Consider the following 25,904-nt stretch of genomic DNA (forward strand, 5'->3'; position numbering starts at 1 on the left):
CCTATATTCTTATCCTTAATCCCAATGCATCTAGCTCCGTTTGTAACTTCTCATAATCCAGAGTCAGCTTAATATCTTCAAACGAATGTTCAGCAAGGTCTGGTATTTGTTTTTCGATTTTTACGAGTTGAAGACTCAACATAGCTGATTCTTCTCCCTCTATTAACTTCTTTCGATATCTGTTATATTTTGCATCTAATGTTTCGATGCTCGTATATACTCCTTCTACAGAGCCGTATTGTTGGACAAGTGGCAATGCTGCTTTGTCTCCTACCCCAGCAACCCCTGGGATATTATCACTTTTATCTCCTAATAATGCTTTCACATCGATCCACTGATCTGGCGTAATTCCATATTCCGTCCTAAAATGATCTTCCGTGTACACCTTGTCTCCTTCTTTACGAATCGCAATAATTTGTGAGACGTTCTTATTCAGAAGCTGCAACAAGTCTCTATCATTGCTATAAATAAAACAGTCTCCCATTTCATCGAGACTCCATCGATGTGAAAGAGTTCCCATCACATCGTCCGCCTCAAACCCTTCTACAGTTAATTGAGGAATTCCTGTTGCATCAAAGAAATTCACTGCAGTTTGGTATTGCTGAATCAATGGTGGTGGAAGCTCACCTCGAGTACCCTTATATTCTTTGAAAAGCTCCCTACGCTTTGATTCATCTCGTTTGACGTCCCATGCAACTGCAAAATGAGTTGGGTTATAATCATTAATCAACGACATGATTTTTTGAAATTTCACCCTTAGCGCATTCGTATAAAGTCCTTCTGGTGTTTGGGTTAACTGATCTTCAGATTTCCCGTAAGCAGTCGCAAAATATCCTCTACTAAGTAAATTAAATCCATCTATTAGAATTAATCGGTTCATGAATTTGGTCATCCTTTCATTACATACCTTCCTTTATGGTAACATAAACCGTCTGCATGAACTTTTCCAATTTTTTAGTGGACTTCATCTTAAACAAAGAAACAGACTGCCGATTAACGGCAGTCTGCGTTGGACTTATTGTTGAGGATTCTTTAATTTCTTAGCTTCAATCTCTGCATATGACGGGATGTTCTGTTCCTTCTTCGCATTGTTGTTACGCTGAGCATTTGCATTTCCTTTTTTCTGACGACCCATGATGACACTCCTTTATCTTTCGTTACGATTAGTGTGTCAGAGTCGACCATTTCTATTCAAGAATTAATGAAGCGCCTGCTTGTAGGAACGAAGAAACGTGACGTATTGTTCTGATGCTTCCTGAAATGCTTTTTCGTCTCGACGATCAAGGGCTAAGTTGATCGTGTCTTGATAACGGTTTTTCTGGAAGGTAAAGACAGCTTCATCAAGGATTAATTGGGCGTACAATTCCAACTCAAACGTTTCTTGATCTTTCTTCTTTTTCATCGCTTTTTCTTTCATGTTGTCTCTATACGATTTATGATGGTTGTTCATGTTGCTCTCCCCCCTTAGAAGCTCTTTTTATTATTATACGAGGGAATCGTCAAAATATCAATATTTTTCAGAATATTCCGATTAAATTTCGTTTTTATTTGGTCAACCTCTTCTAAGGCATGCTATTTAAGCGGATAACGATCGATGTCAAAGTAATTCTTTTTTAAAAGCCTCGGTTGATCCATCAATTCCTTAAAGGTAAACGAGGAAGAAAGCTTGGAAGTATCGATCAACATCATTTGTTCTTCAACATCCCCAACAAGTTCATCAGTTTGGTAACACATCCCGCAATCGATACATTGAACAGAAGGTAGCTCCTTTATTTCAACTGCTCGTGTACCATCAGGAAGTTCCCAGTATCCAGTGCCTAGAGTCTCGAAAGCTCCTTCTGTTTCACACCATTTACACCTCATGAACTTTCCTCCTCCACATCATCCTTTTTATTGTATTTGGCTTGCTCAGCTTTAAACTTCTTTTCTTTCATTAAATCTCGCTTCTCTCTTTGATCTTTTAAAGAAGCATGATCTGGATCTTCCCCATACTTACTTCTTCGATTCAACCTTTGTAGTCCTTCTGGCACAAGGTTAAATCGTTCATCCGTCATAAGTGAACTTATCCCGATCGCTGGTTTCTTCTCCGTCTGATAGATACTATTAAAATACGTATCGGCCGTTCCAGGGGTGTAATTTTCTGGTTCTGGATAAGACGTGATCACACCTTCGAAATTACGCAGGATAACCTTATTCGCACTTTGGGAAATCATGTAGTTCGGTTGAAGGGCGATCTTCCCTCCTCCACCTGGTGCATCCACTACGAACGTAGGTACCGCGTAACCTGATGTGTGTCCCCTTAATCCCTCGATGATTTCGAGTCCTTTTGATACTGGCGCTCTGAAATGTCCGATGCCTTCTGATAAATCACATTGATAAATATAATATGGGCGAACTCTTATCTTAACAAGATCATGCATCAGCTTCTTCATAATCGCCACGCTATCGTTGATACCTGCGAGGATAACAGCCTGATTTCCAACAGGCACTCCAGCATTTACGAGCATCTCACACGCTTTCTTTGATTCCTCGGTTATCTCAATGCTCGTGTTGAAGTGAGTATTCAACCAGACAGGGTGGTATTTCTTTAAAATGTTACAAAGGTCCTCCGTTATTCTTTGCGGAAAAACAACTGGTGCTCTCGTACCGATTCGAATGATCTCAACGTGTGGAATTGCACGTAAATTTTTTAAGATGTATTCAAGGATTTTGTCATTGATCAACAGTCCATCTCCACCTGAGATAAGAACGTCTCTTACTTCAGGCGTTTTAGAAATGTAATTGATCGCTGCATCTAATTGTTTCTTCGGAACTCCCATACCGATTTGTCCTGAAAAACGTCTTCTCGTACAATACCTACAGTACATTGAGCACTGGTTCGTAACAAGAAAAAGTACACGATCTGGATAACGATGAGTTAAGCCTGGAACTGGAGAGTCTTCATCTTCATGAAGTGGATCTTCAAGGTCATATTTTGTTTTGTGCATTTCTTTAGAAATAGGGATCGACTGCATTCTCACTGGACACCTAGGGTCATCTGGATTCATCAAAGATGCGTAATAAGGTGTGATATTCAACGGAATTGTTTTCGTTGCAATTCTAACTCCTTCTTCTTCATCTGGAGTAAGGTTAACGACTTTACGAAGGTCGTCGAGCGTTCGAATCGTATTAGTAAGCTGCCAGATCCAATCGTTCCATTGATCTTCTGTAACATCTTTCCAAAGTTCGATATCCTTCCAATGTCGTGCTGGCTTATAGAGTTGCATAAGCATCGTACATTCCCCCTTCTTGGAATCTACTGATATACTATGCAAGTTTGATGCCAGCTCCATTATTTCTTTAAAACTCTTTTAAGTATACATTTATTACTGACCTTTTCTTTCGCATAAATAATTTATGCTCAATTTTCGGCACCTTCGTATTTCGAGAGTTTGTATTGCAATGTTTGCCTAGGAATCTGAAGCTGCTTGGCTGCTTTCTGAATGTTTCCTCCTGCGCTTTCCATAGCCTTCTCGATTAACCGAACTTCTGTATGGCGTAGCACGTCGCGAAGTGATCCAGACGACTGCATTGGAGTCTCGCTTATTTGTATAGCAGGGAAATCCTCTATTAACAATTTGTCGGTCTCTGAGAAGTTCATCGCTGATTGGATAACATGCTCAAGCTCTCGAACGTTACCTTGCCACTTCCGATCACACAGTAGCGATAAAGCATCTTTCTCAATGCTTTGAACATTTTTGTTTAATACAGTATTATACTTTTGGATGAAATGATGGATTAGGTCAGGTATATCCCCACGCCTTTCTCTCAAAGGCGGAATCTTCAAATACACGACATTCAATCTGTAAAACAAGTCTTCTCGTAACCTTTTTTCTTTTAGTGCTAATTCAGGCTCTTCGTTTAACGCTGCGATGATCCGAACATCGACACGACGTGTTTTGACTGCTCCCACTCTCCTAATAACACCATCTTCAAGAACACGTAGCAATTTTGCTTGTATTTCTATTGGCATCGAATTGATCTCATCGAGAAACAACGTTCCTTTATCAGCTAACTCAAACAAACCAGGTCGTTCTTCAGCACCTGTAAACGTCCCTTTAGATGTACCGAACAAAATAGATTCTAGAATGCTTGAAGGCAACGCTGCACAATTTTGAGCGATAAATGCTCCTTTTCTTCCTGAAGCATTATGGATCGATTGAATAATTAGCTCTTTACCTGTACCTGTTTCCCCATACACGAGAACAGGGGATACTTGTTGCGCGGCCATCCGTGCCCATTTCTTCACTTTCAGAAACGTTTCATCTGATGTGATGATGTCTGTAAACGTGTATGACGTGCCATTATCGAATTCCTTTGAAGTATTGTTCGTCAACTTAGCTTGGAGTTCCATCACTTTATCAGAAAGTTTCTTTATTCTACTGATATCCCGCGCAATTTCAACAGCACCTACTAGCTCATCGTTCACGATGATCGGAAGAGTGGTATTTATGGTAGAGACAAGACTTCCTCTTACATTTCTATATGTTTGATCTTTATTAAAGATCGGCTTCTTTGTTGAAAGAACATATGAAAGTGTGCTCGTTTCTTTAGAAAGTGAAGGGAATGCTTCAAGATAGTGTTTTCCTAAGACATCTTCGACATTCAATCCATCATGCTTCGCGGCGATTTCGTTATAATAGATCGTCAAACCCTCACTATTAACAGCATGGATTCCTTCATCGATGCTTTCTAATATTGCTTGAAACATCCCATCCGTCATGGCGCTTTGTTTGACCATAAGCTACCCTCCCGCCCATTTTCCGTCTGCATCGCCAATTATTCGGCACTAACACCAAGAGATTTACTCCATAGATTCATATCTTCCCAATCGGAATAAATTTTCACATTATTAGTGAGCCTTCCACCGTATTCATATCCAAGTTGGCAAAAGACTGCGTTCATCCCAAACGATAAGCTCCTCGCGATCGAGTAGGCGTAGTAGATTTCTTCCTCTAATAGGGTGGATTCAAGAGCGTGAATCAGATGTCTCATCGTACCACCTTTTCGACTATCAGGTAACGTTGCACAATCTGTAATCTCGGCATTCTGGAACGTTCTGTTTACTTCTGCAGATGCGGCGCTCGTAATTTTTTTATCATCTTCAACCAAATAAAAGATCGTGCCTTCCTTCATTACTTTTCGTATATACTCCGGTTGGTCCATCGGAGTTGGGTATACGTCGAATACCTCTTTATACAAGGTTGATAGCTTTTCTGCATCCTTCTCAGACGCTCGTCTCATGTTTGGTTTTTCAGAGAGAGGTGAAGGTGTTTTCGCAAATACCCCATCGATGATTTTTTCTTCTTCTTCCCAGCGTTTCGCATTACGGCGCCAGCTTTGTTTATACTTCGTCATCACATGCATATCGACACCAGAAAAGTAGCGATTAATTGTTCCTTCATATGAAAATCCCATGCTGATAAATGTTGAAAAATCTCCTTCTTTCACTTTGACGATACATTTTGAATAATCGTCTGTAAAAAGACGAAGCACATGAGCGATCACATGCTTTATATTTCCTGAGTAGTGTTCAATTCTAATACGTTCATTAAAAAGATCGTGATTACATTGAAATGCATAGTCAGTCCCTTTATAGTGCTGGTCCATCGCTAATTCTCTATGCTCTTCCATTCCTTCCCCCACCTTTATTTCCTTTTTAGGTTTTTTCGCTTTTTTCTTACTGAATTCCTCCACAATAAAAAGAATAAGAACGGTTTCCCGTTCTTATCAAGCTTAAAAAAATGTCTAATGACGTGTTCTAATTATTAGATGCTTACGCTAATCACCTTCATCAGTTAAACTGAAAGAATTGCTAACTATATTTTCTTATGCTTGGCCACACCATTCTATAATGGTATGAACGTAAATTTCTGCAACGAGCATCATTTTATCAATGTCTACATATTCATTCGAATAATGAGCAAGAGCTGTTTCTCCAGGACCAAAGATTAAAGAAGGGGTATCTGCCAATTCAGTAAGTAGGCCTCCATCAGTCCCCCAAGGAGATGCTTCGATTTGTATTTCTTCACCAGCGCTCTTCTTATAATTACGCTGTAAGATAGCTAGCAATGGATGTTCGACAGGTACTTCTCCTGGGAGCCACCTAGCTCCAAACCACTCGAGTTCGACGGGATGCTTCTTTAACCATTCATCATCAATCGCGTTAAGCGCGCTCGCCATCTCTTCCTTGGCATCCTCTAAAGTCTCCCCTGGAATAACACCCATCCTGCCTTCGATCGTAATTTGATCAGGAACAGAAGACGGCCAGTCGCCTCCTTTTATTGTTCCTAAATTGATCGGAACTGGAATAGGAATTTCTTTATAGAGTGGGTCGTTTATATTTTGGTTGCGATTTCTTTCGAGAGCTTGAATCGCGTTGATTACAATCAAACTCTTCTCTAACGCTGAAACTCCCTCATACCGTGTTCCCCCGTGAGCAGATTGACCGTTGATCCGTAATCGAAACCACATGGAACCCTGTTGCTTCGGAAACACTTTCAAATTAGTCGGTTCAGGAATGAGTGCAGCGTCTGCTTTATAATTTCTCTGAATGGTTGAAAGCGTACCTGTCCCACCGCTTTCCTCTTCTACGACGCTTTCAAAGATCAGGTCTCCTTTTAGAGAAACACCTAGTTCTTTCAAGCATTTAAGAGCGAGTAACATAGAGGTGTTGCCGCCCTTCATATCTGTCGAACCTCTTCCATAAAGCTTTCCGTCTTTTACCTCACCACTGTATGGATCACTAGTCCAGTCCTCTCTCTTACCAGGGGGCACAACATCAACGTGACCATTTAATATCAGTGAACGTCCTCCACCCGTACCTCTTCTTACACCTACGACGTTCGGGCTATCTGAGAAGTCAGTACGGTTGGCACAGAAGAAAGGGTGAGATGTCGTTTCCTCACCCGGAACAAACCGATCGACTTGTAACTCTAACTGCTTAAGTTCTGCTTCAACGATATCTTGTACATACGCTTCGTTCCCTTGCACACTGTCACATGTAACGAGCTTTTGTAAAAGTTCTATTCCATATTCTTTGTTTCTCTCCATCCATTCCTTTACGTTTTTTTCCATGCTTCAATTCCTCCTGACGAGCTCGATTTCAATTTCCGCTTCAGTTGAATTAAGGACGTCTTCAACGGTGTATCCTGGCATAATTTCAATCAGCTTCAGACCACCACTCTCGATCTTAAGTACAGCCCTCTCTGTTATGATCATGTTTGCTCCTTCCTTTACAGTAAGAGGAAGCGAACAGGTTGTAAGTATTTTGGGCTTGCCATCCTTTGTGGTATGACTCATCAGAACGATCACCTTTTTTGCTTTTTGAGCGAGGTCGATCGCTCCTCCCATACCTGGCACCCGTTTTCCTGGGACGATCCAGTTTGCAATATCACCTTTACCACTTACTTCTAATGCGCCAAGAATCGTAATATCGAGATGGCCCCTTCGAACCATCCCAAACGCTTCAGCGCTATCGAAAAATGAAGCTCCTTTGATGATCGATACGGGATAGCCTCCCGCATTAGAAAGATTTCCATCTTCGTGTCCTCGTTCAGGACTTCCTCCCATTCCTAATATCCCGTTTTCCGTGTGGAGCATGACCCCTAAAGAATCCGGAATATAATCAGCTACGAGAGTAGGAATACCGATTCCAAGGTTAACCATCATCCCGAACTCAATCTCCTCTGCTGCTCGTTTAGCGATCAACTTTCTTGTTTCAGCTCCCATACCCATTTCCAATCAACCCCCTTACTTTGTACGACATGATCAACGAAAACACCCTGTGTGATGATCTCTTCAGGATGCAGCTGTCCAATATCCACAACTTCATCAGCTTCTGCTATCGTAATATTCCCTGCTGAAGCGACGAGGGGGTTGGTATTTCTCGCACTTTGATCATAAATGAGGTTCCCATACCCATCGGCTTTTCTACACGAAATTATCGCTAAATCTGCTTGTAATGCAGGTTCAATCATATATTCTCTTCCATTAACGGTAACTTTCTCTTTTCCTTCTTCGATCGACGTTCCTAGTCCAACGTCCACCAAGATTCCTCCGAGTCCCATGCCGCCTGCTCGAATTTTCTCAGCAAGGGTTCCTTGAGGGTAAAACGTTACCTCAAGGTCTCCGCTATGCATCTGCTTCCCAGCCTCTGGATTCGAACCTATATGCGAAGCGATCAACCTTTTCACACGCTTCTCAGTGACGAGCTTTCCTGGTCCGATCCAGGGAAACCCTGCATCGTTAGAAATCAACGTAATACCCTTTATGCCAGAATCCAATATCCAATCGATCAAGGTTGGTGGAGAACCAACGCCTCCAAAACCACCGCACATGATCGTCATTCCATCTTTCAAAAGGTCAAGATCATCTAGATGGCAGAGTTTACTCTTTCTCATTTTCTTCCTCCCCTTTATCAACTGATCGATCTTGCTTCATATAGTCCCTGATCCATCAATTCTTTCATTAAACTCGTGAATCCTTTATAAAGTTTATCGAGTACCAAGTCTATTTCTTTTTCGTTTATGATGAGGGGTGGTGCAACGAGAATTGCATCGCCTGCTGATCCGTTTAGTCCTCCTGCAGCAGTGTAGACGAGTAACCCAGCATCGTAGCAATGACTGATCAACCTATTGGTTATTTGATGTTCAAGTGGGAACGGTTCTTTTGATATCGTATCTTTCACAAGTTCTATGCCTGTGAGTAGACCCTTTCCTCTTACATCTCCTATGATTGGAAAAAAGGATTTGAGCTTCACTAAACCTTTCATAAGATGGTTACCTTGTTGTTCAACATTTTTGATGACGTTGTTACGTTCTAAATAGTCAAAGACCGCTAGACAAACTGCCGATGATAAGGGATTCGCGCTAAACGTATGACCACTCAGGACAATCTTCGACCCATTATAGATCGTTTCGATGATTCGGTCTGATACTAACGTTCCTGCCATAGGTGTAAATCCGGCACTCATTCCCTTCCCTAATGCGATGATGTCAGGTTGAACGCCCCAGTGTTCCATCGCATACATCTTTCCTGTTCTCCCAAGTCCAGTCATTACTTCATCAGCGATAAATAAAATATCATAGCGATCACAAACTTTTTTCATCGCTTTAAAATAGTGATCAGGCGGCACAACGGCTCCTCCGGCTGCGCCGATCACTGGCTCACAAACAAATGCTGCGATCGTATCAGCACCGAGTCTCTGAATTGTTTGTTCAAATTCTGCCGCATAAAGTTCCGAGCAGTTCGGGCACTTCCCCTCAAACGTACATCGATAGCAATAAGGCGGAGAGAGAGATGGGTAATGTTCTAGCATGGAAGAAAAGCGACTTCTACGTATCACATGTCCTGACATCGATAATGCGCCCATCGTAATCCCATGGTAGCTCATCCATCTTGATATTACTCTGTTCTTTGTAGGCCTCCCTTGCTCCTGCCAAAATTGAACAGCGATTTTCAGTGCTGTTTCCATCGCTTCAGAACCACTATTTACAAAGAAGATATAATTTAAATCCCCAGGTGCTGAGTTGCATAATTTTTCGGCTAATTCTTCAGCGGGACGACTAGTGAACTGTGAACGGTAAACAAACGATACTTTCTCAGCTTGCTTGGTCATCGCTTCATTGATTTCCTTAACGCCATGACCTAAGTTCGCAGTTATGGCACCAGAAGAACCGTCTATAAACGTATTGCCATCTTCGTCATACAAGTAAATTCCCTGACCGTGAGAAATGACCCCATAGTCCAATCCGAGAAGTGGTTTGATTAAATGAGTTCTATTCATAAAATCACTTCCCCTTTTTCTTTTTATTATTAGCCTATGATGAAATACAGGAATTTTCTATCTACTTTTTATACAAAAAATTCTGACTTTATTGTACGATTTGGATAAGAGAAGGGGGGGACATCCATGTCGATCACAGTATATGAAGCGCTTCAATTACCAGAGATGAAAGAAATAAAATTGATCGCAGGAAAACAGGGGCTTCACAATAACATTAAATGGATCACGATTGTAGAAGTGATGGAGGATGTTTCACGCTTACATGAAGGTGAGTTTTTAATTACAACAGCGTATGGTTGGCATGAAGCAGAAGGATTTTATTCAGATTTAATCGATACGCTAGCGAGCAGGAAACTATCAGCACTCGCCATTCATACTGGCTTCTATCTCGATGTGATTCCAACTAGTATGATCGAAGCTGCTAATCGTTCGGGGCTACCTTTACTCGAGATACCTAGAACGATGAACTTTTCAACTGTGACGAGGAGTATCCTCGAACAGCTCGTTAACAAACAGCTTTCTATGCTCGCATATACGCAGCGAATACAAGAAGATTTAACTTCACTCGTTTTAAAAAACGTGGGACTTTCTGTCATTTCACGATCTCTATCGAAGCTTATCAACGGAAATGTGTTCTTATATGATAAAGATCAAAACCTATTAGCAAGTTCATCACTCGTTCATAGAAAAATTCACGTAGAGGAGACGTATCAGATAAGAGGAGATGGACGGGTCATCGGTAAGATGGTGATTCAAAAAGAAGGTGACATCTCACCTTTAGACCGCCTAGCGTTAGAGCAAGCTATCCCGATCTTTGCAATCGAATTTCAAAAACTACAAATTATTCATGATACGAAAGTTCAAATTCAAGCTGATTTCTTAGATATATTGCTTACAAAGAACTATGAAAGTGAAGAAGCCATCCTAAAGAAAAGCAATGAATTAGGATTTGATTTCGAAGGAAAGAATCGAATCGTCATCATCTCCTCAAATAACCTCGAACACCTAGAAAAGTTCGTTCACGAACGGCTTATAACCAAGACAAAAGGCATTGCAAAAAGGAAAATCGATCACCTTATACTTTTACTCACAGGAGATTTCACTGACATCGATGCATTTCAAACTCAGAGCTCTTCTTCTGGCATCAGCTCCTACGTCGTCGGAATTCATGATCTCGACAAGGCACTCAAAGAAGCTTATGCCGCTCATTTATTCTCAAAGTATAAAGGTAATCCAATCGTAATGTATGAAGAACTTGGCGCGTATCAAATGTTTATACAGCTAAAAGACAATGGCGTAGACCTCAAAACGTACTACGAACCTCTTTTGCTTCCAATTATCCATTATGATGAAAAACATCAGTCAGAACTTCTTAAAACACTTGAGACGTTTCTTGAAAACAATCTCGTCATCAATCGAACCGCAGAAAAACTTTTTGTTCATCGCCACACATTAAACTATCGAATCAAACAGCTTGAGAAATTAACCGGAATCAACATTTATTCCTACGAGCTTCGCATTCACATTCAAATCGCACTGTTAGCTTATCTAACCGACCGTATTCTTTCAAATTAAAGTCCGCACGCATTTGAGCGTGCGGACTTTTTATATCGTCAGAAAATTGGTTATCCACAGAATTCTGTGGGTAATTACTCACCGACCATGATACCCCCTAAACTTTCAAAAATACCTCTACAGGGTATATGGTTTCACCTGTTGATAAGTGTCAGAAAGCTTATCATACTAAGGATTCCTGCATTTATCAACAGGTGAGAAAAAAGGGGATTGTGGAAAAAAGGATCGATTCAGTCCATTTCGACGATACCAATAAAACTATGCTACAATTATGTTTATATTGTTCTCTGAAAGGAAGACGCGACTATGGAACACCTCCTCAACCCAAAAGTAAAATCAATTGAAATATCAGGTATAAGACAATTCTTTAATATGGTTGCTGATTACAAAGACATGATTTCACTCACGATCGGTCAGCCAGACTTTCATACTCCAGAGCACATTAAAGATGCTGCGAAAGTTGCAATCGATAACAATAAAACTACGTATACACACAATGCTGGTATGATCGAGTTACGGAAAGCAATTGGACATTTTGTCCAATCAAAATATGGCTTATCTTATGATCCAAATCATGAGATCATTACAACTTCAGGAGCGAGCCAAGCTATAGACATAACGTTACGTACGATTCTAACGGAAGGCTCAGAAGTTCTATTGCCTGGACCTGTGTACCCAGGGTATGAGCCGATCATTACACTCTGTGGAGCAACACCTGTTCATATCGATACAAGACAGAATGACTTTAAGCTTACACGTGACTTAATTGAAAAATCTTTGACTCCAAAAACAACATGCATCATTCTTCCTTCGCCTTCAAATCCGACAGGCGTAGCTCTTTCTGAGCAAGAATTAGCTGATCTATCCGAGTTACTGAAAGATAAGGAGATCTTTGTTTTATCTGATGAAATTTATTCAGAGTTAGCATTTTCCGGAAAGCATACCTCGATCGCACAATTTGAAGGGATGCGAGATAAGACGATCGTCATCAACGGATTATCTAAATCACACTCAATGACCGGGTGGCGAATCGGTTTCCTATTCGCCCCAGCGAATATCGCAAAGCATATTTTAAAGGTTCATCAGTACAACGTTTCGTGTGCTTCTTCCGTATCACAGCATGCTGCATTAGAAGCTCTCGAACATGGGGCAAATGATTCCATTCCAATGAGGACAGAATATGAAAACCGAATGAACTATGTGTTTAACAGACTTGTAGACATGGGCCTCTCTCCTGTTAAGCCTGATGGCGCTTTTTATATCCTCCCATCGATCGAACAATTTGGCATGTCTTCCTTTGACTTCGCGATGAAGCTTGCAAATGAAGGAAACGTTGCTGTAGTCCCAGGAAGCGCGTTTTCAGCATATGGTGAAGGCTATGTGAGGATTTCGTTCGCATACGATATGGAAATTCTAAAAGAAGGCATGGATCGTCTCGAGTCATTCCTCTCTAAGTTATAAAATAAAAAACGAGTCCTGATTGTTGAATCAGGACTCGCTTTTTTTTACGGTTCGATAGGATTGTCTTCATAGCTAATCCAGTCACTAAAACTGCCGGGATAAAGCTTTGCGTCAATTCCTGCATCGTGATAGGCCAGTAGGTTCACACAAGCGGTTACACCTGAGCCACAGTAGATGATGGGGGCATTATTTTCTTTCGTTACCCCTCCCCTACTCTCTTTGTCTTTCCACGTATGATCTGAATTTAAGTGGTTTTTCCAAAACAGGTTCGTCGCAGTTGGGATATGGCCAGCTCGATTATCGATCGGTTCATTTTGTCCTAAATACCTTTCTTCCGCTCTTGAATCGATGATTTTTTCTCCTCGTTTGATTGCGTCTCTTACCTCTTCCATCGTAACGATCATTTCCTCATTAAGTGTAATAGGGTATGCGGTACGCTTCACTTCTACTTCTTCCGATTCAAGTCTATACCCAGCATCTTCCCATGCTTTAATTCCACCATCGAGAACTGCTCGATTCGTATGACCAGCGTAGCCAAGTAGCCACCATAACCTTGAAGCCATAGCGCCCATCTGTCTGTCATATGCAATTACATTTGAGTTCTCGTTGATTCCAAGCTTTTCTAATGCAGCCTGTAGCTTGTCCCTGTTCGGGAGGGGGTGCCTACCGCCATGCTTTTTTTCTGGTCCTGATAGATCCTTCTCTAGATCTGCATAACGAGCACCAGGGATATGTCCATTAAGGTATGCGTTGTACCCACTTTCTTTGTCAGATAAATCATATTGGCAGTCTACTACTATAGTATCTTCATCACCGAGGTGTTTCTTTAACCAGTCAACTGATACAATATTGTTCATCTGTCTCCCTCCTCTACATTGCTAGGTACTTAAGTTCGTTGATCTTACTTGCAAGCTGCTTTTTCTCAATAGAGCTCATTTTCATTTCGATTTGAGACTCTACAAACTGATCTACACTCTTCTCGATGTTTTTTCTTACATTGATCACTTGCTGATCATAAAAGCGATGAGCCTTGCTCTCTAAACTTTCTTTAATACGTTCCACATATCGTTTCACCGGCTCCTCTAGAAGAGCTGAGAGTTTTGTTTGCAGGTTTGCACTACCTTGTTGTTCAAAGAACTGCTTTGAACTTTTATATTCTGACCGAGCAGTCTTCACTAGTTCTTCACTAGAAATCCATTTTTTTAAAGAAGCTGTAAATTCTGGAGTTTCCATCTCCTCAATTTTATCCATTTCACTTAAGAAATCTGGCAACTCTTTGTTGATCAAATTGAATAATTCTCGATGATTTGATTTCAATTCATGTTGAATAAAATAGTCCATCCTTAGTGAAGCTGCTCTCATTTCTTGAATCAAATCTTTTTCTAAGTCCCCTATAAGGTCGTTTATCGCTTTACCTAACCCCTCTTTTCTAGTAAGCATGGACGGGTTAAATGCTTCCTTGTAAAAATCACCAAACCGATAAAAAAGACGTTGAGGAATATAATGAATTAGCTCTTCAATTTCTTGTTTGATCTTACTTTCTGTAGACTTAACAGAAAACTCATTTATCTTCTTGACCGCATTCGACTTCGCTGTTTTTAACCGCTCGATATCCTCTTCCTTCTCAACACTATTACTATCAAAATTCGTTAACCATGATTCAAGCATCACAATCATTCGGTTAAGCTCACTCCAGTTCGACTGGATTGCCATTTTCGATAGATCAGACTCAATGAACGTATAGAAACGATCTTCAAACCGTTTCACACCGCCCTTTTCTTGCAATACGTCTGGAAGTGTTGAAACGCCAGCTTCATCGGTCATGGCAACTAAACTCGATACTGGAAATAACGTAGGCTGTCGTATCCCGTATTGACCAAGTTGGTCCTCAACATGTTCTTCAACAATCGAAAGTTCCTCACTATCTTTTGCAAGGTCTGCCGCATTCAACAAGAAGAACATCTTATCCATTTCAAAAACGTCTTTAACTCTACCGAGCTGGATGAGAAACTCTCTGTCAGCCTTTGAAAATGCGTGATTATAATAGGTAACGTAGAGAATCGCATCTGCTTCCTTGATGTATTGAAAAGCAACCCCTGTATGCCTCGCATTGATCGAGTCAGCCCCTGGCGTATCGACTAGAGTAATTCCTTTTCTAGTAAGAGCGTTGTCATGATATAAGGAGATGGAAGCGATAAAACAAGCTCTAGATTCGTTAACAACTAAATCTTTGTACTCTTCTATCGCAACAGTACGACGTTTTCCTAAATAGTCAAGCTGTGATTTACCTTCTAAAACCGCTCTTAAAAACAATGCGTGTGGTTTTGTATCTGAGGATTCTCTTGCGAATATTTTTCCACTCTCAATTAAGCGTAAACTATCTTCAATCGAGAAAGTTTTCTCACCGAAGAACGCAAGTGAATGCTGAATATCTTTTAGCAGTTCTTCCTCAGTTTTATAAAACACATCAGCTGTTTCGTGCACGTGATCAGGGCTTACGGGACATACTCTGTTTAGAGTTGCCGTCGTAGGATTTGGAGATGAAGGAAGAACTCTTTCACCGATCAGCGCATTAGCAAATGAAGATTTACCAGCGCTAAACGCCCCAAAGAGAGCAACTGTGTACGATTTGTGCTCAAGCTTATCCGCTCTTGACAGCAGTGAACGACGACTTTGAGTAAGTCCAGGAACGTCTTGGATTATCTCGGCAGCCTTATTCAATGCTGTAACGGTTTCTTTTCGAGACGGTAGATCATCATGAGAGCTGGTATCGGCAATTGTTTTTTTTCTCTCTACATGCGTTCTTTTTATAGATTCAGTCGAGTGATCAGGTTCTACATAAATAACCTCTTTTTTAGGAAGCTCAAGAAGCTCTTCCATATCGATTCCTTTAGCTTCTGAATCGCGTTTCCCTGTTAATAGATCTTCCAATCCTTCCTGCGTTTTGGACGCTTCATTCACTAACTTGAAATATTCCTTCGCTCGTTCTTTACCTACTGCATTAGAGAATTTCTCTTTCTCTTCTTCTTGAAAATTTTGCAATTCTTTCTCTAACTTCTCTATAAGAGCGTCTTTTTTACGTTCTGATTGTCCTTTGACCTGAGACTTCAACCTGTTTGATATATTCTCTGTGAAGTGTAAAACAGCCTCGCCAGTTGCTCCTGTACCTTTTTCAGCTTCATGCTTCACAATCGCGTAATCAACCGAAACGGCATAGTCAGCTAATTCATTCTTCTGAACCATTCCTGCCTCTTCTTCTAGTGAAAGTAGCAACTGTTGAAAATGCCATTCTAATTGAGACTTGACCTGTTCTTTTAGTTTCTCTACGAAAACGTCGTGCCGCTGTTCTCTTTCTTGCTCCGTTTTTTTATCGCGAAAAATCAATCCAACTTTAAAGCCCGGCTGTATGGATTCGAGGTATGCCCTTCCTGCCTCTCTTACCTCATAAGGCATCAACATAGCACCCTTCGTAATGTTTGTTGCCTCAGAATCGAACGTTGCCTGCATTTGAGCAATTCTTTCTTTTTGTGATGCGATTGCTTTTGACATAGCAGACACAGCGTCGCTCACTTCATCATCTTCTGGATGAACCGTCGTCACTTCGTTAATCAATGATTGGGCAGACTCGTATACGCTCAGAACCTTGTCTTCTTTTGATTTTTTTGCAAGTCCTTCAATATACACCTTCAGTTGCTCAAACTGGTTATGTGGGTGAGAACGGTCCCTGAGTGAGATGAAGAAGAAGGACTCTAACGTCATGCCCCAAGCTTGAAAAGAAGAAGCTACAGACTTCTTAAACGCGCTAAAGGATAACTCTGATTCTTTGTGTTTATCGATTTGATTGACGATTAAAATAATTTTCTTTTTCTGACGATGGAGCTCACGAATGAATTGATAGTTCACTTCAGATTGAACATGGTTGTAATCCATTACATAAAACACAACATCAGCTACATACATTGAATTCTCAGTCGCTAATCGGTGCGCCTCATCCGTTGAATCGATTCCTGGCGTATCGATAAGAATGACGTCCTCTTCAAGAAAAGACGACGGAGCACTCAACTCGACTTGAGCCACTTCATCACCGTTCAGACAGTAGTTTTTTACTGTGTCAATATTGTATGGTGCTTGAAACACCATTCTTTTGCCATTAAAGAAATCTACGGCTGCACCCTCTTCTCCACTTCTCACCCTTACTGTGTTTGCACTAGCAGGTATCGGACTCGATGGTAGTAGATCTCGATCGAATAATGAGTTGATTAAAGTAGACTTTCCAGCAGAGAAATGACCAGAAAATAAAAAGTGCTGCTCTCCACTCTCAAGCTTCGCAATTAGCTGTTCGATTTTAGAAACTTCTTTAGAATCCAACTCGTTTTTGATTAGTGCTAGCCTCTTTATCAGTAATTCTGTATTTTTTAGTTGTACTGTCTGCTGACTGTTTTTCATATCGTTCCGCTGCCTTTCAAAGTAGTGTCTCTATAAGGATAACGTTTTCAAAGGGTTTTTCCCAGTATTTATATATGAAAAAAAGCCGGGAAAGGCCCCGGCTATGATAATTAAGAATTTTTCTTTTTGTCGTTAAACTTACGGCGCTTTGCACCAGAACTACGGTCTTGACGGTAGTTTCCTTTACGTCCACCGCGGTCGTTGCGGTTACGACGGTCGCGGCCGCCACCACCACCTCGGCCATGGCTTTTCTTCGCACGTAGAGGTGCGATGTCTGTAATTTTAACTGGCGTTGTATCTGGTTCTCTAGTTAGAAGCTTAAGAGCTGCAGATACGAGCGTTACTGGATCGTGATCGTCTAGAAGCTGCTCAGCTGAAGAACGATATCCGCTGTGATCCTGTTCTTCGATCGTGCTTTGAAGCTGTTGGATAGCAGACTGCTGCTGCCCTTCCATCGCTTCAGCAAAGCTTGGAATCGAACGCTTTTGCATCGAACGCTTCGTGATCTTTTCGATCGTCTTAAGGTGATCGTATTCACGATGCGTGATAAATGTTGAAGCGAGACCGGACTTACCAGCACGTCCTGTTCTACCGATACGGTGAACATAGCTTTCTGGGTCTTGAGGAATATCGAAGTTATAAACGTGTGTAACTCCGCTGATATCAAGACCACGAGCAGCTACGTCTGTCGCTACCATGATATCGATGGTACCGTCTTTAAACTGTTTAATCACCTGGTCACGTTTGCCTTGAGGAAGATCACCATGGATGCCTTCTGCCATATAGCCACGTTTCTTAAGGCCTTCCGCTACTTCATCAACACGTTTTTTCGTTCTACCGAAAACGATTGCTAGCTCAGGAGCCTGAATATCAAGAAGACGACAAAGTAGATCGAATTTCTTCGGTTCACGTACATCGTAGTAATGCTGATCGATTTGAGGAACAGTCATTTCCTTTGATTTCGTTCTAACCGTCTCAGGGTTCGTCATGAACTTCTCTGCAAGGATCGCGATACGCTTAGGCATCGTCGCTGAGAATAGAAGCGTTTGACGCTGTTCAGGAACACCTTTAAGAATTTTTTCGATATCTTCGATGAAGCCCATGTTAAGCATTTCATCTGCTTCGTCAAGGACAACGAAGGAAACTTCTTGAAGACGGATCGTCTTACGTTCCATATGATCGATTAGGCGTCCTGGTGTTGCTACAACGAGTTGAGGGCGCTTTTTAAGGGCTTTGATCTGATGACCGATACTCTGACCACCGTAGATCGGAAGCGCACGGACACCCTTTGCTTGGCCGATACGATTCAATTCTTCAGCTACCTGTACAGCAAGCTCACGAGTAGGTGCAAGAACGATTCCCTGTACATGTGATAGAGATGTATCGATTTTCTCGATCATCGGAATACCAAACGCTGCAGTTTTACCCGTACCCGTTTGAGCCTGTCCGATTACATCTTTATTCTGTAGTCCTAGAGGAATCGTACCAGCTTGAATTGGTGTCGTTTCTTCGAAGCCCATCTGATTTAAAGCTTCGAGTATTGTATTACTTAATCCAAGGTCTTGAAATTTTTTCAACGTATAAAAACTCCTTTTTACATTTAAATGCTATAAACTGGAGAATGCTCTCCACATCATTTTTAAAAAGAGCATTTTCCTTATGTTGGAAAATGCTCTAAACAAGCAATTCTTCATTCACATATAGCGCTAATTAACAGTACCACTATCGCATTAAAAATTCAACTGCGAGAAAAAAATATTTTACATTTATGAATCGGCATTCGGAAGTCGTTTTTTGAATTCCTTTTGCAGGAGAGCGGTTACATCCCCCATGGTTCCTGATCCGATTTGATTACCACTAACTTCGATAATAGGTCTAACTTCCTGTGTTGTACTCGAGATAAAAACTTCATCGCTTTCAAGTAGTTGTGACTTACTGAACGCTTTTTCAACAGTGGTGATCCCAGAATCCTCTGCAGCACGTAAGATTGCTCTTCTCGTAATGCCATCAAGGATGAATTGATTAGCAGGGTGCGTGTAAAGAACGCTATCCTTCACCATGAATACATTCGTAGAACTTCCCTCTGTCACGATTTCTCCTCTATGGAAGATCGCCTCATCAAACCCTTGTTTTTTGGACTCTTCTTTTGCTAGTACATTCCCTAGCAAGTTTAAGCTTTTAATATCACAGCGCAGCCATCTAATATCTTCTGTGAACATGGCCTTCCCAGGTGGAGGTGTTTCATTATTTTCATATTCTTTGGTATATGCTACTACCACAGGTTCAGCTTTTGAAGGGAATGGATGATTACGAGGTGCGACGCCTCGAGAAACTTGCATATAGAGGTGTCCATTCGAAACGTTATTCCGTTCGACTAGCTCATTCACTTTCTTAGTGAACGTTGCTTGATCGAAAGGCAGATCAATATGAATTTCCTTGGCACTTCTTACTAATCGCTCAAAATGACCTTCTAATTCAAAGAAGCGGCCATCATAGATTCGTACCACTTCATAGACACCGTCACCGAATTGATATCCTCTATCTTCTATATTAATAGAAGCGTTTTCTTTTGATATTATTTCATCATTTAATAGAATCATGTTAATCCACTCCCGTCTAACATATATACCATTTCACCTTAACATATTCTTTGTGTCAAAAGTATAAACACACTTTTTAATTTTAATACAAATTATCTATTTACAAATTGTGGCTATTAGACTAGTATTTGTATCTGTAGAGAACATTCTAACATTTCAGGAGGTTACACGGATGAAAAAGGTTTTATCTCTAACTATGCTTCTGGTTTTAGTATTCGCAGCAGCTTGTAGCAATGGTAATAGCGCTAACGAAAATGCTTCTGAGAATAACGGCCAGAACAACGAGCAAGCTAGCTCTGAAGAAAATGGTGATCAAACTGATGTTAAAGGTGCATTACTTGATTTCCAAATGAACCTTACAGGTATGATCAATGAAAAGGATGCACCGATCGCCGCTTTTGAAGCTGCTAAAGCGCAAGAAGAAAAGCCATCTGAAGAAGAGCTTGCAACGATGAAAGAAGAAGCAAAAACTGCTGCAAACACGATCGCTGAAGATATTCGTGGCATGGAAATTCCTGCAGAACTTGAAGCTCACAAGAGTGACCTTGAAGCCGCTCTAGAAGATCTTGCAAAAGCATATGAAACAAAAGCATCAAACCTATCTGATGAAGCTGGTTATGTTTATGAAGAATCAGATAACCTATTCGCTTCAGCTGAAGAAAAGTTAGCAACAGTTTACGAAGACGCTGGACTTACAGCTCCAAGCATCTCTGCAGAAGTAGCTGACTAATATAAAAAACCGTTACTCTGTAACGGTTTTTTATATTGACTTCATATAGATCAAAATCCATAGATCGTCATGCCGCCATCTACAAATAGTGTTTGCCCCGTCATATAGTCCGACGCTTCAGAGGACAAAAACACGGCAGCTCCGACGAGATCCTTCAACTCTCCTACTCTATTCATCGGTGTTCTTGATAAGATATCTTCAAGATATTCCTTATTCTCAAGCAATTGATCCGTTAGTGGTGTTCTGAAATACCAAGGACCGATCGCATTTACTGAAATACGATCTTCTGCCCACTCTAGCGCTAAATTCTTCGTCATTTGTATCATGCCCGCTTTCGTTGCAGCATACACAACACCCGTACGAAGAGCTACATGTCCTGCAACTGAGGAAACATTGATTATCTTACCTCCCCCATGTTCCCTCATGATGGCTGCGCATGCTTGCGACATAAAAAACGCCCCCTGAAGGTTCGTTTGGAAAATCTTATTCCATTCATTTTCCGTTACGTCTGAAGCTTTCGATCGGATATTCATGCCAGCGTTATTAATCAATACATTGATCTTCCCAGCTTCTTGATAAACCTGCGACACCGCTTCTTCAATTTCTTGTTTGCTCGTTATATCTGTTTGAATCGGATAAGCCTTTCTCCCCTTATCTCTGATCAAACCTGCCGTTTCTTGAATATCAGAAGAAGTTCTAGCAAGGATTGCAACATCTGCACCTGCTTCAGCCGCACCGATCGCAACGGCTCTTCCAATCCCTTTTCCTCCTCCTGTTACTACTACTACTTGATCTGTCAATTCGAATGAAGGTAAATAATTCACCAAAGCCCACCCCTTGTAAAAATTGTGTCACATGAATTCCTTCTAGATATCGGGCGAACTTCCTGCAACTATTTAATTAACATAATGTTGTTATGGTAATCAAAACAAAAAGATTATGTATGGATAATATTTCCTTGTGATATAATCAAACTAAAAGGGGGATAGCAGATGCGACAGGATACACTCGGAACTTACTTACGTGAACTTCGAATGTACCTTGGGCTATCGCAGGCTGATTTAGCAGATGGCATCTGTACTCAAGCATTGATCAGTCAGATTGAAAACAGTGACGTTTCACCGTCAGCAGAACTTCTCTATCACCTAGCATCTAGACTAGGAGTAGACATCAACTACTTTTTTAATATGATAGAAACGCCTCGCCTGGATTATGTGAACGAAGTATGTCGTCAGGTAAGGCGACACATTAAGAACCGTGAGTATCATACCGTCGCTGAAATCCTCTCTGATGAACAAAACAACCCTCTCTTTTCTACGATTAAAAATCGTCAGTTTTTGTTGTGGCATAAGGCGATCTGCCACTATTATATCGAGCATGATCCTCACAGTTCATTCCAGTTACTTAAGGACGCCCTTCTATTAACTGCAACCACCTCGAAAAATTTTTCTGAGCGAGAAATAGAAATATTAATCAGTATGGCGATTTTACACTGTGAAGAAAAAGAATGGGATCAAGCGCTTCCTTTGTATAAGAAAGCATTCTATCATGTTCGCTTTTACCCTATCATCAACGATGAGACGATTGAGATCAGACTATACTATAATTATTCTAAAGCTCTTTCCTCTACCGGTGATTACGAAAAATCGCTCTCAATTGCGAAAGATGGCGTGCAAATTTGTCGAGAGAAACAGCGGTTTTATTTATTTGGTGAGCTCACCTTTCAATGTGGAAAGCTACATCACCTTCTTGGGAACAAGGATCTTGCACAAACATACTTGTCCACCTCATCCACCATTTTTCAATTAGAAGAAAATACACCCTATAAAGAACACGTCGAGACGTTTGTTAAAAAGATTGGGTGCTAACCCTATTTATGCTTCGTTTTTTCTATTAAAATCACAATAAAGTTAAACAATGATACAAAGAATAAACCAGCAGTGATGAATAACATTAGCTCTTCCATCATGCTACCTCCTTTCGTATGAGGCTATGGACTATTCATTTTTCTACGATCGTATTTCATTTTTGCACACACGTGAAAGACCCCTTTTCATTAATTAGTGACAGTATGGTAGATCGTCTTCATCGAGTTGAACCATAACCCCTTGAGCCATTTCATTCGATTCTACTGGAGCAATCGCATAGCCACCTAATAAAACGATGGAAACGAGTAGCATTAATGACCATCTTTTCATCACTTCACCCCCCTTTGTTACACTTATATTACAGGTTTGGGAAAAATTATGCGTTTGTCCTATTCTATGCTTGGACATAACTAAAAAGCCTTATCCTTCTTAGGATAAGGCTTATGGATCATTTCAATAAACTTACTTATACTTTATGACGATTTAATGCTTCGATCACCTGTGAAACAGGCTCTTGATAGCGCTCTCGACTCCATGAATTATAAGATGGATGTGGTACATCTTCGATAACCGTCCAATTTTCGCTAGAAACGTTTGCGAGACGGAAGAACTTTTGCGCGAATCTCCCGCACGGTACTAATGTCACTTCTTTATCTAATAAAGCAGCAAGACGCTCCCTAAACTTATGAAGTATGAACGATTGAACGATATTGAGCTCTTCTTCTTTAAAAGTATCCTTATGGTTATATTTTCGAATTGTTTCTAATCGTTCTAATAAATCCGCAGCAGATTCGATGTCATTTTGATGATAGGGACGCTTCTGCATCGGGATGTTGCATACGTTCAACAATCCGATCGTATCTAGTGAAGGCCGATCGACGTCATCCTCTTCATGCTTTTTTAACAATAATCCTAGCGGCTTGTTGTATTCCTGACCGAATAGCTTTTTTGCCATCGTAGCACCTGAAGCTCCAGCTACAGGAACCCCATTCTTAACCTCCGCAACATGAGGTGATTCTAGAATGAAAATCAACCTAGATTTAGGTGTGATGAATGGCTCAACACAATAACGCTCAGCTAATCGATTATATTCTTCTTCATATTGTTTATCCAAGTTAACCACTGCCTTTGTTCATATCTTATAGGTGCTCTTCATTCGATCGGGATATCATCCATGATGTCACTTTGATTTAAGTGATATTGAATTTGTCGTGCCATCAATTCATAGCCATCGTCGTTTGGATGGAACTGATCCTCAAAGAACAGATTTTCATCAACTGAATTGAAAAGTTCATAAACAGGCACAAACGTTGTGTTCTCATCTTTTTCTACAGTGGTCTGTGTTATGCCATTCCACCTTTGAACGATTTGATCGATCTCAGTTATTGATTGGAAACTCTCTAATAAGGGATTATAAAGTCCGATGAAAATAATCGGTGCATCGCTATTCAAAGAACGAATGCGATTCATGATCTTATCAAGACGATCGACATAGGAAGACTGCTCTCTTTGAAAATCTGCCATCTGTAAGTCTAAGAAATGTTCTCTCACGACTTTCATCAAATCGTTCCCGCCAATACTCATCAAAATAACATCAGCGTCGCTCACTGCATTCTCAACTTCTTCTTCGAAAAGAATTTTGTATAATTTTGGTGTTCGTCTACCATGTACTGCGTAATTTTGGACTGAAACGCGTGTATCCGTGTCACTCTCTATATTCGTCGATAGACGCCCGATATAGCCTTGACCAGTGGAATCACCGCTTCCTTTTGTAAGGGAATCCCCTAGTCCAACCATTCTTATATCAGCATCTTCTATCTCTTCAGGTTCGTTCTCGTTTTGGGCAGCCTTCGTTTTTTCTTGTGAATCAGCTTCCTCTTCCTCTTCTAATTCGTTTCTTTCAGCGATAGAAGAGATGACGGTTTCATTCGGTACTTCATTCACGACCATCATCGAAGCTGCTTGTTTTAGTTCATTCAGCCGCTGACTCCTATGCTCCATGATTGGCTTGATACTCAATAGGATGACACCGGCGAAGGTGAGGAAAACGATCAGCCAAATATTTTTCTTACTCAAGTTAAAGCCCTCCTCAGTTCAATACCTTCTATACCCTTATTATATCTTCTTATAACTACTAATTCTAACAGATGCATTCCTTTGCAAGATAACATTACATCTTTATAATAGATATGTAACGTAGTGTAGTGTCAGGAGGAATAATTATGATGATAACGATTACCCAGCCAGCATTGAACTGGTTCAAGCGTGAAATGGCATTAGAAAAAGGTGATTCGCTCCGCTTTTTTGTACGCGTAGGAGGATGCAGCACCGTTCAAGATGGTTTCTCACTCGGAATGACCGTTGAGGCCCCAACTGAACCAGCTTTATCGACCGAAGAAGAAGGCATTACGTTTTTCGTTGAAGAAAAAGACATTTGGTTTTTCGAAGAACTTGACTTCACTGTTAAATACAGCAGAAAAAAAGACGAAATCGTTTTTCAACATGGGAAGCAGTGATCAAAAAAACGCGAAAGCAATGAAGCTTTCGCGTTTTCAAATCAGCTTAAACCTTTCTAGATGGCTGATGAGTCCTTCGCTCTTAAGCACTCTCACTTGCTCATTCCCTAATAAGTCAAAATGCGGATACCCTTCTCGATCATGGATCCATTCGCCTTTAAAATTGTATTTCTTCCCCCACTCCACTAACTTAGCTATATCTCTACAGCCAGCCTTTGTAACAGTTTTGTATTGAGGAAATCGAGGGTCATACCAATAATGAGTTAGAAACGCAACTTCTCCATTCGCAACGTTTCGTTTCCATTCTTTTAATTCTTCTTTTGAAAGTCCAAATGCCATCGTTTTATAATTCCTTACTCAACGGTTTTTTCACTTTTTCATACTCTTCATGCCACTTCGGAAAACGTTTCTTGATCGAGATCGGTCGAAAAGATTCCTTCTTCACACAAGTATGTACCGATTTTCCTGTCACACAAATCGTTTCGTCTTCTTTCGTCACTTCATACCCATAAACGACTCTAATTCCGTCGTAGTGTTCAACCCAGGTCTTGACTCGTACTTCGTCTCCGTAACGCACAGGGCGTTTATAGCTCGCTTCAATGTCAACAACAGGAGATAAGATCCCTTCTTCTTCCATATCAGCGTATTTAAATCCGAGATCATTTATTAGAGTGGTTCGTCCGAGCTCAAACCAGATCAAGTAGTTGGCATGATAAACAACGCCCATCTGATCCGTTTCAGCATAGCGGACAGTGATTGGTGTAGTTGATATAAACACTGGATATCCTCCTTACTTATAGCTAACCATCTCTAGTTTATCATAATTGCACGTTACGTAATGAAAAAAGCCGAATGGAAATCGCCATTCAGCTCCAATCGGTT

The 25,904-nt window shown here is 40.8% G+C and carries 26 protein-coding genes; 5 read left to right on the forward strand and 21 right to left on the reverse strand.

Translation table 11 applies throughout. The annotated features are described in order from the left end of the window. Position 1: 1 nt before the first annotated feature. The 10 genes from ACXADT_RS14220 to ACXADT_RS14265 form a co-directional block, all read right to left on the reverse strand. A complete protein-coding gene (locus ACXADT_RS14220; protein ID WP_270181975.1) occupies positions 2-880 on the reverse strand; it encodes a 5'-3' exonuclease in 879 nt (292 codons plus the stop codon). A 318-nt stretch (positions 881-1,198) separates the two neighbouring features. Further along, positions 1,199-1,450 carry an IDEAL domain-containing protein gene (locus tag ACXADT_RS14225; RefSeq protein ID WP_270181974.1) on the reverse strand — a complete coding sequence of 84 codons (252 nt, stop codon included), beginning with the start codon at positions 1,448-1,450 and terminating at the stop codon, positions 1,199-1,201. A 122-nt stretch (positions 1,451-1,572) separates the two neighbouring features. Then, on the reverse strand, positions 1,573-1,863 hold the full coding sequence (locus tag ACXADT_RS14230; protein WP_270181973.1) for a YokU family protein: 291 nt from the start codon (positions 1,861-1,863) through the stop codon (positions 1,573-1,575). Further along, positions 1,860-3,272, reverse strand: a complete 1,413-nt coding sequence (gene kamA / locus ACXADT_RS14235) for a lysine 2,3-aminomutase (RefSeq protein ID WP_270181972.1) — start codon at positions 3,270-3,272, stop codon at positions 1,860-1,862. The genes ACXADT_RS14230 and kamA overlap by 4 nt, the downstream gene beginning before the upstream one ends. Before the next feature lie 128 nt (positions 3,273-3,400). Beyond that, positions 3,401-4,780, reverse strand: a complete 1,380-nt coding sequence (locus tag ACXADT_RS14240) for a sigma-54 interaction domain-containing protein (RefSeq protein ID WP_474831694.1) — start codon at positions 4,778-4,780, stop codon at positions 3,401-3,403. A 38-nt stretch (positions 4,781-4,818) separates the two neighbouring features. Next, a complete protein-coding gene (gene ablB, locus ACXADT_RS14245; protein ID WP_474831696.1) occupies positions 4,819-5,673 on the reverse strand; it encodes a putative beta-lysine N-acetyltransferase in 855 nt (284 codons plus the stop codon). A 195-nt stretch (positions 5,674-5,868) separates the two neighbouring features. After that, entirely contained in the window at positions 5,869-7,116 is a 1,248-nt protein-coding gene (locus ACXADT_RS14250) for a peptidase (protein WP_474831697.1), read from the reverse strand. Between the two features lie 3 nt (positions 7,117-7,119). Continuing rightward, complete coding sequence (locus ACXADT_RS14255; protein WP_270181968.1) at positions 7,120-7,776, reverse strand: 3-oxoacid CoA-transferase subunit B; 657 nt, start codon at positions 7,774-7,776, stop codon at positions 7,120-7,122. Continuing rightward, a complete protein-coding gene (locus ACXADT_RS14260) occupies positions 7,746-8,441 on the reverse strand; it encodes a CoA transferase subunit A (RefSeq protein ID WP_474831699.1) in 696 nt (231 codons plus the stop codon). The genes ACXADT_RS14255 and ACXADT_RS14260 overlap by 31 nt, the downstream gene beginning before the upstream one ends. Before the next feature lie 17 nt (positions 8,442-8,458). Then, positions 8,459-9,826 (reverse strand): aspartate aminotransferase family protein, encoded by a 1,368-nt coding sequence (locus tag ACXADT_RS14265; protein ID WP_474831701.1) that lies wholly within the window; start codon positions 9,824-9,826, stop codon positions 8,459-8,461. Positions 9,827-9,952: 126 nt separating this feature from the next. Between ACXADT_RS14265 and ACXADT_RS14270 the strand changes: the two genes are divergently transcribed. Both ACXADT_RS14270 and ACXADT_RS14275 read left to right on the forward strand, forming a co-directional pair. Then, a complete protein-coding gene (locus tag ACXADT_RS14270; protein WP_474831703.1) occupies positions 9,953-11,401 on the forward strand; it encodes a PucR family transcriptional regulator in 1,449 nt (482 codons plus the stop codon). A 306-nt stretch (positions 11,402-11,707) separates the two neighbouring features. Then, positions 11,708-12,862 carry an aminotransferase A gene (locus tag ACXADT_RS14275; protein WP_474831704.1) on the forward strand — a complete coding sequence of 385 codons (1,155 nt, stop codon included), beginning with the start codon at positions 11,708-11,710 and terminating at the stop codon, positions 12,860-12,862. A 44-nt stretch (positions 12,863-12,906) separates the two neighbouring features. Here ACXADT_RS14275 and ACXADT_RS14280 read toward each other — a convergent pair whose 3' ends face one another. The 4 genes from ACXADT_RS14280 to dat all read right to left on the reverse strand — a co-directional run bounded on the left by ACXADT_RS14280 (position 12,907) and on the right by dat (position 19,908). Next, positions 12,907-13,719 carry a sulfurtransferase gene (locus ACXADT_RS14280; RefSeq protein ID WP_474831706.1) on the reverse strand — a complete coding sequence of 271 codons (813 nt, stop codon included), beginning with the start codon at positions 13,717-13,719 and terminating at the stop codon, positions 12,907-12,909. 13 nt (positions 13,720-13,732) lie between these two features. Next, complete coding sequence (locus ACXADT_RS14285) at positions 13,733-17,308, reverse strand: dynamin family protein (RefSeq protein WP_474831708.1); 3,576 nt, start codon at positions 17,306-17,308, stop codon at positions 13,733-13,735. Positions 17,309-17,418: 110 nt separating this feature from the next. Next, positions 17,419-18,885 carry a degradosome RNA helicase CshA gene (cshA, locus tag ACXADT_RS14290; protein WP_270181961.1) on the reverse strand — a complete coding sequence of 489 codons (1,467 nt, stop codon included), beginning with the start codon at positions 18,883-18,885 and terminating at the stop codon, positions 17,419-17,421. A gap of 189 nt (positions 18,886-19,074) precedes the next feature. Further along, positions 19,075-19,908: a D-amino-acid transaminase gene (gene dat, locus ACXADT_RS14295; protein ID WP_474831709.1), complete on the reverse strand. Its 834-nt coding sequence runs from the start codon at positions 19,906-19,908 to the stop codon at positions 19,075-19,077. A 172-nt stretch (positions 19,909-20,080) separates the two neighbouring features. On the opposite strand from dat, the gene ACXADT_RS14300 reads away from it, so the two are divergent. Beyond that, positions 20,081-20,638 (forward strand): hypothetical protein, encoded by a 558-nt coding sequence (locus ACXADT_RS14300; RefSeq protein ID WP_474831710.1) that lies wholly within the window; start codon positions 20,081-20,083, stop codon positions 20,636-20,638. Between the two features lie 50 nt (positions 20,639-20,688). On the opposite strand, the gene ACXADT_RS14305 is transcribed toward ACXADT_RS14300, so the two are convergent. Continuing rightward, on the reverse strand, positions 20,689-21,462 hold the full coding sequence (locus ACXADT_RS14305; RefSeq protein WP_474811990.1) for an SDR family NAD(P)-dependent oxidoreductase: 774 nt from the start codon (positions 21,460-21,462) through the stop codon (positions 20,689-20,691). A gap of 168 nt (positions 21,463-21,630) precedes the next feature. Between ACXADT_RS14305 and ACXADT_RS14310 the strand changes: the two genes are divergently transcribed. After that, positions 21,631-22,506, forward strand: coding sequence for a helix-turn-helix domain-containing protein (locus ACXADT_RS14310; protein WP_474831712.1), 876 nt, complete (start codon positions 21,631-21,633; stop codon positions 22,504-22,506). Between the two features lie 2 nt (positions 22,507-22,508). Here ACXADT_RS14310 and ACXADT_RS14315 read toward each other — a convergent pair whose 3' ends face one another. The 4 genes from ACXADT_RS14315 to ACXADT_RS14330 all read right to left on the reverse strand — a co-directional run bounded on the left by ACXADT_RS14315 (position 22,509) and on the right by ACXADT_RS14330 (position 24,582). Next, positions 22,509-22,604 (reverse strand): putative holin-like toxin, encoded by a 96-nt coding sequence (locus ACXADT_RS14315; protein ID WP_425545208.1) that lies wholly within the window; start codon positions 22,602-22,604, stop codon positions 22,509-22,511. Between the two features lie 94 nt (positions 22,605-22,698). Further along, positions 22,699-22,836 (reverse strand): hypothetical protein, encoded by a 138-nt coding sequence (locus ACXADT_RS14320; RefSeq protein ID WP_270181957.1) that lies wholly within the window; start codon positions 22,834-22,836, stop codon positions 22,699-22,701. Positions 22,837-22,972: 136 nt separating this feature from the next. Then, positions 22,973-23,620 carry a uracil-DNA glycosylase family protein gene (locus tag ACXADT_RS14325; RefSeq protein ID WP_270181956.1) on the reverse strand — a complete coding sequence of 216 codons (648 nt, stop codon included), beginning with the start codon at positions 23,618-23,620 and terminating at the stop codon, positions 22,973-22,975. A gap of 38 nt (positions 23,621-23,658) precedes the next feature. After that, the gene (locus ACXADT_RS14330) at positions 23,659-24,582 is read right to left on the reverse strand and encodes an SGNH/GDSL hydrolase family protein (RefSeq protein ID WP_270181955.1); all 924 of its coding nucleotides are present in this window, start codon (positions 24,580-24,582) and stop codon (positions 23,659-23,661) included. Positions 24,583-24,728: 146 nt separating this feature from the next. On the opposite strand from ACXADT_RS14330, the gene ACXADT_RS14335 reads away from it, so the two are divergent. Then, positions 24,729-25,022 (forward strand): HesB/YadR/YfhF family protein, encoded by a 294-nt coding sequence (locus ACXADT_RS14335; protein WP_270181954.1) that lies wholly within the window; start codon positions 24,729-24,731, stop codon positions 25,020-25,022. 36 nt (positions 25,023-25,058) lie between these two features. On the opposite strand, the gene ACXADT_RS14340 is transcribed toward ACXADT_RS14335, so the two are convergent. Together ACXADT_RS14340 and ACXADT_RS14345 are read right to left on the reverse strand one after the other, a co-directional pair. After that, on the reverse strand, positions 25,059-25,361 hold the full coding sequence (locus ACXADT_RS14340) for a hypothetical protein (protein WP_474831714.1): 303 nt from the start codon (positions 25,359-25,361) through the stop codon (positions 25,059-25,061). 4 nt (positions 25,362-25,365) lie between these two features. Beyond that, entirely contained in the window at positions 25,366-25,800 is a 435-nt protein-coding gene (locus ACXADT_RS14345; protein ID WP_474831715.1) for an acyl-CoA thioesterase, read from the reverse strand. Positions 25,801-25,904 lie beyond the last annotated feature (104 nt).

The sequence above is a fragment of the Anaerobacillus sp. ABR4_321 genome, assembly GCF_056158505.1.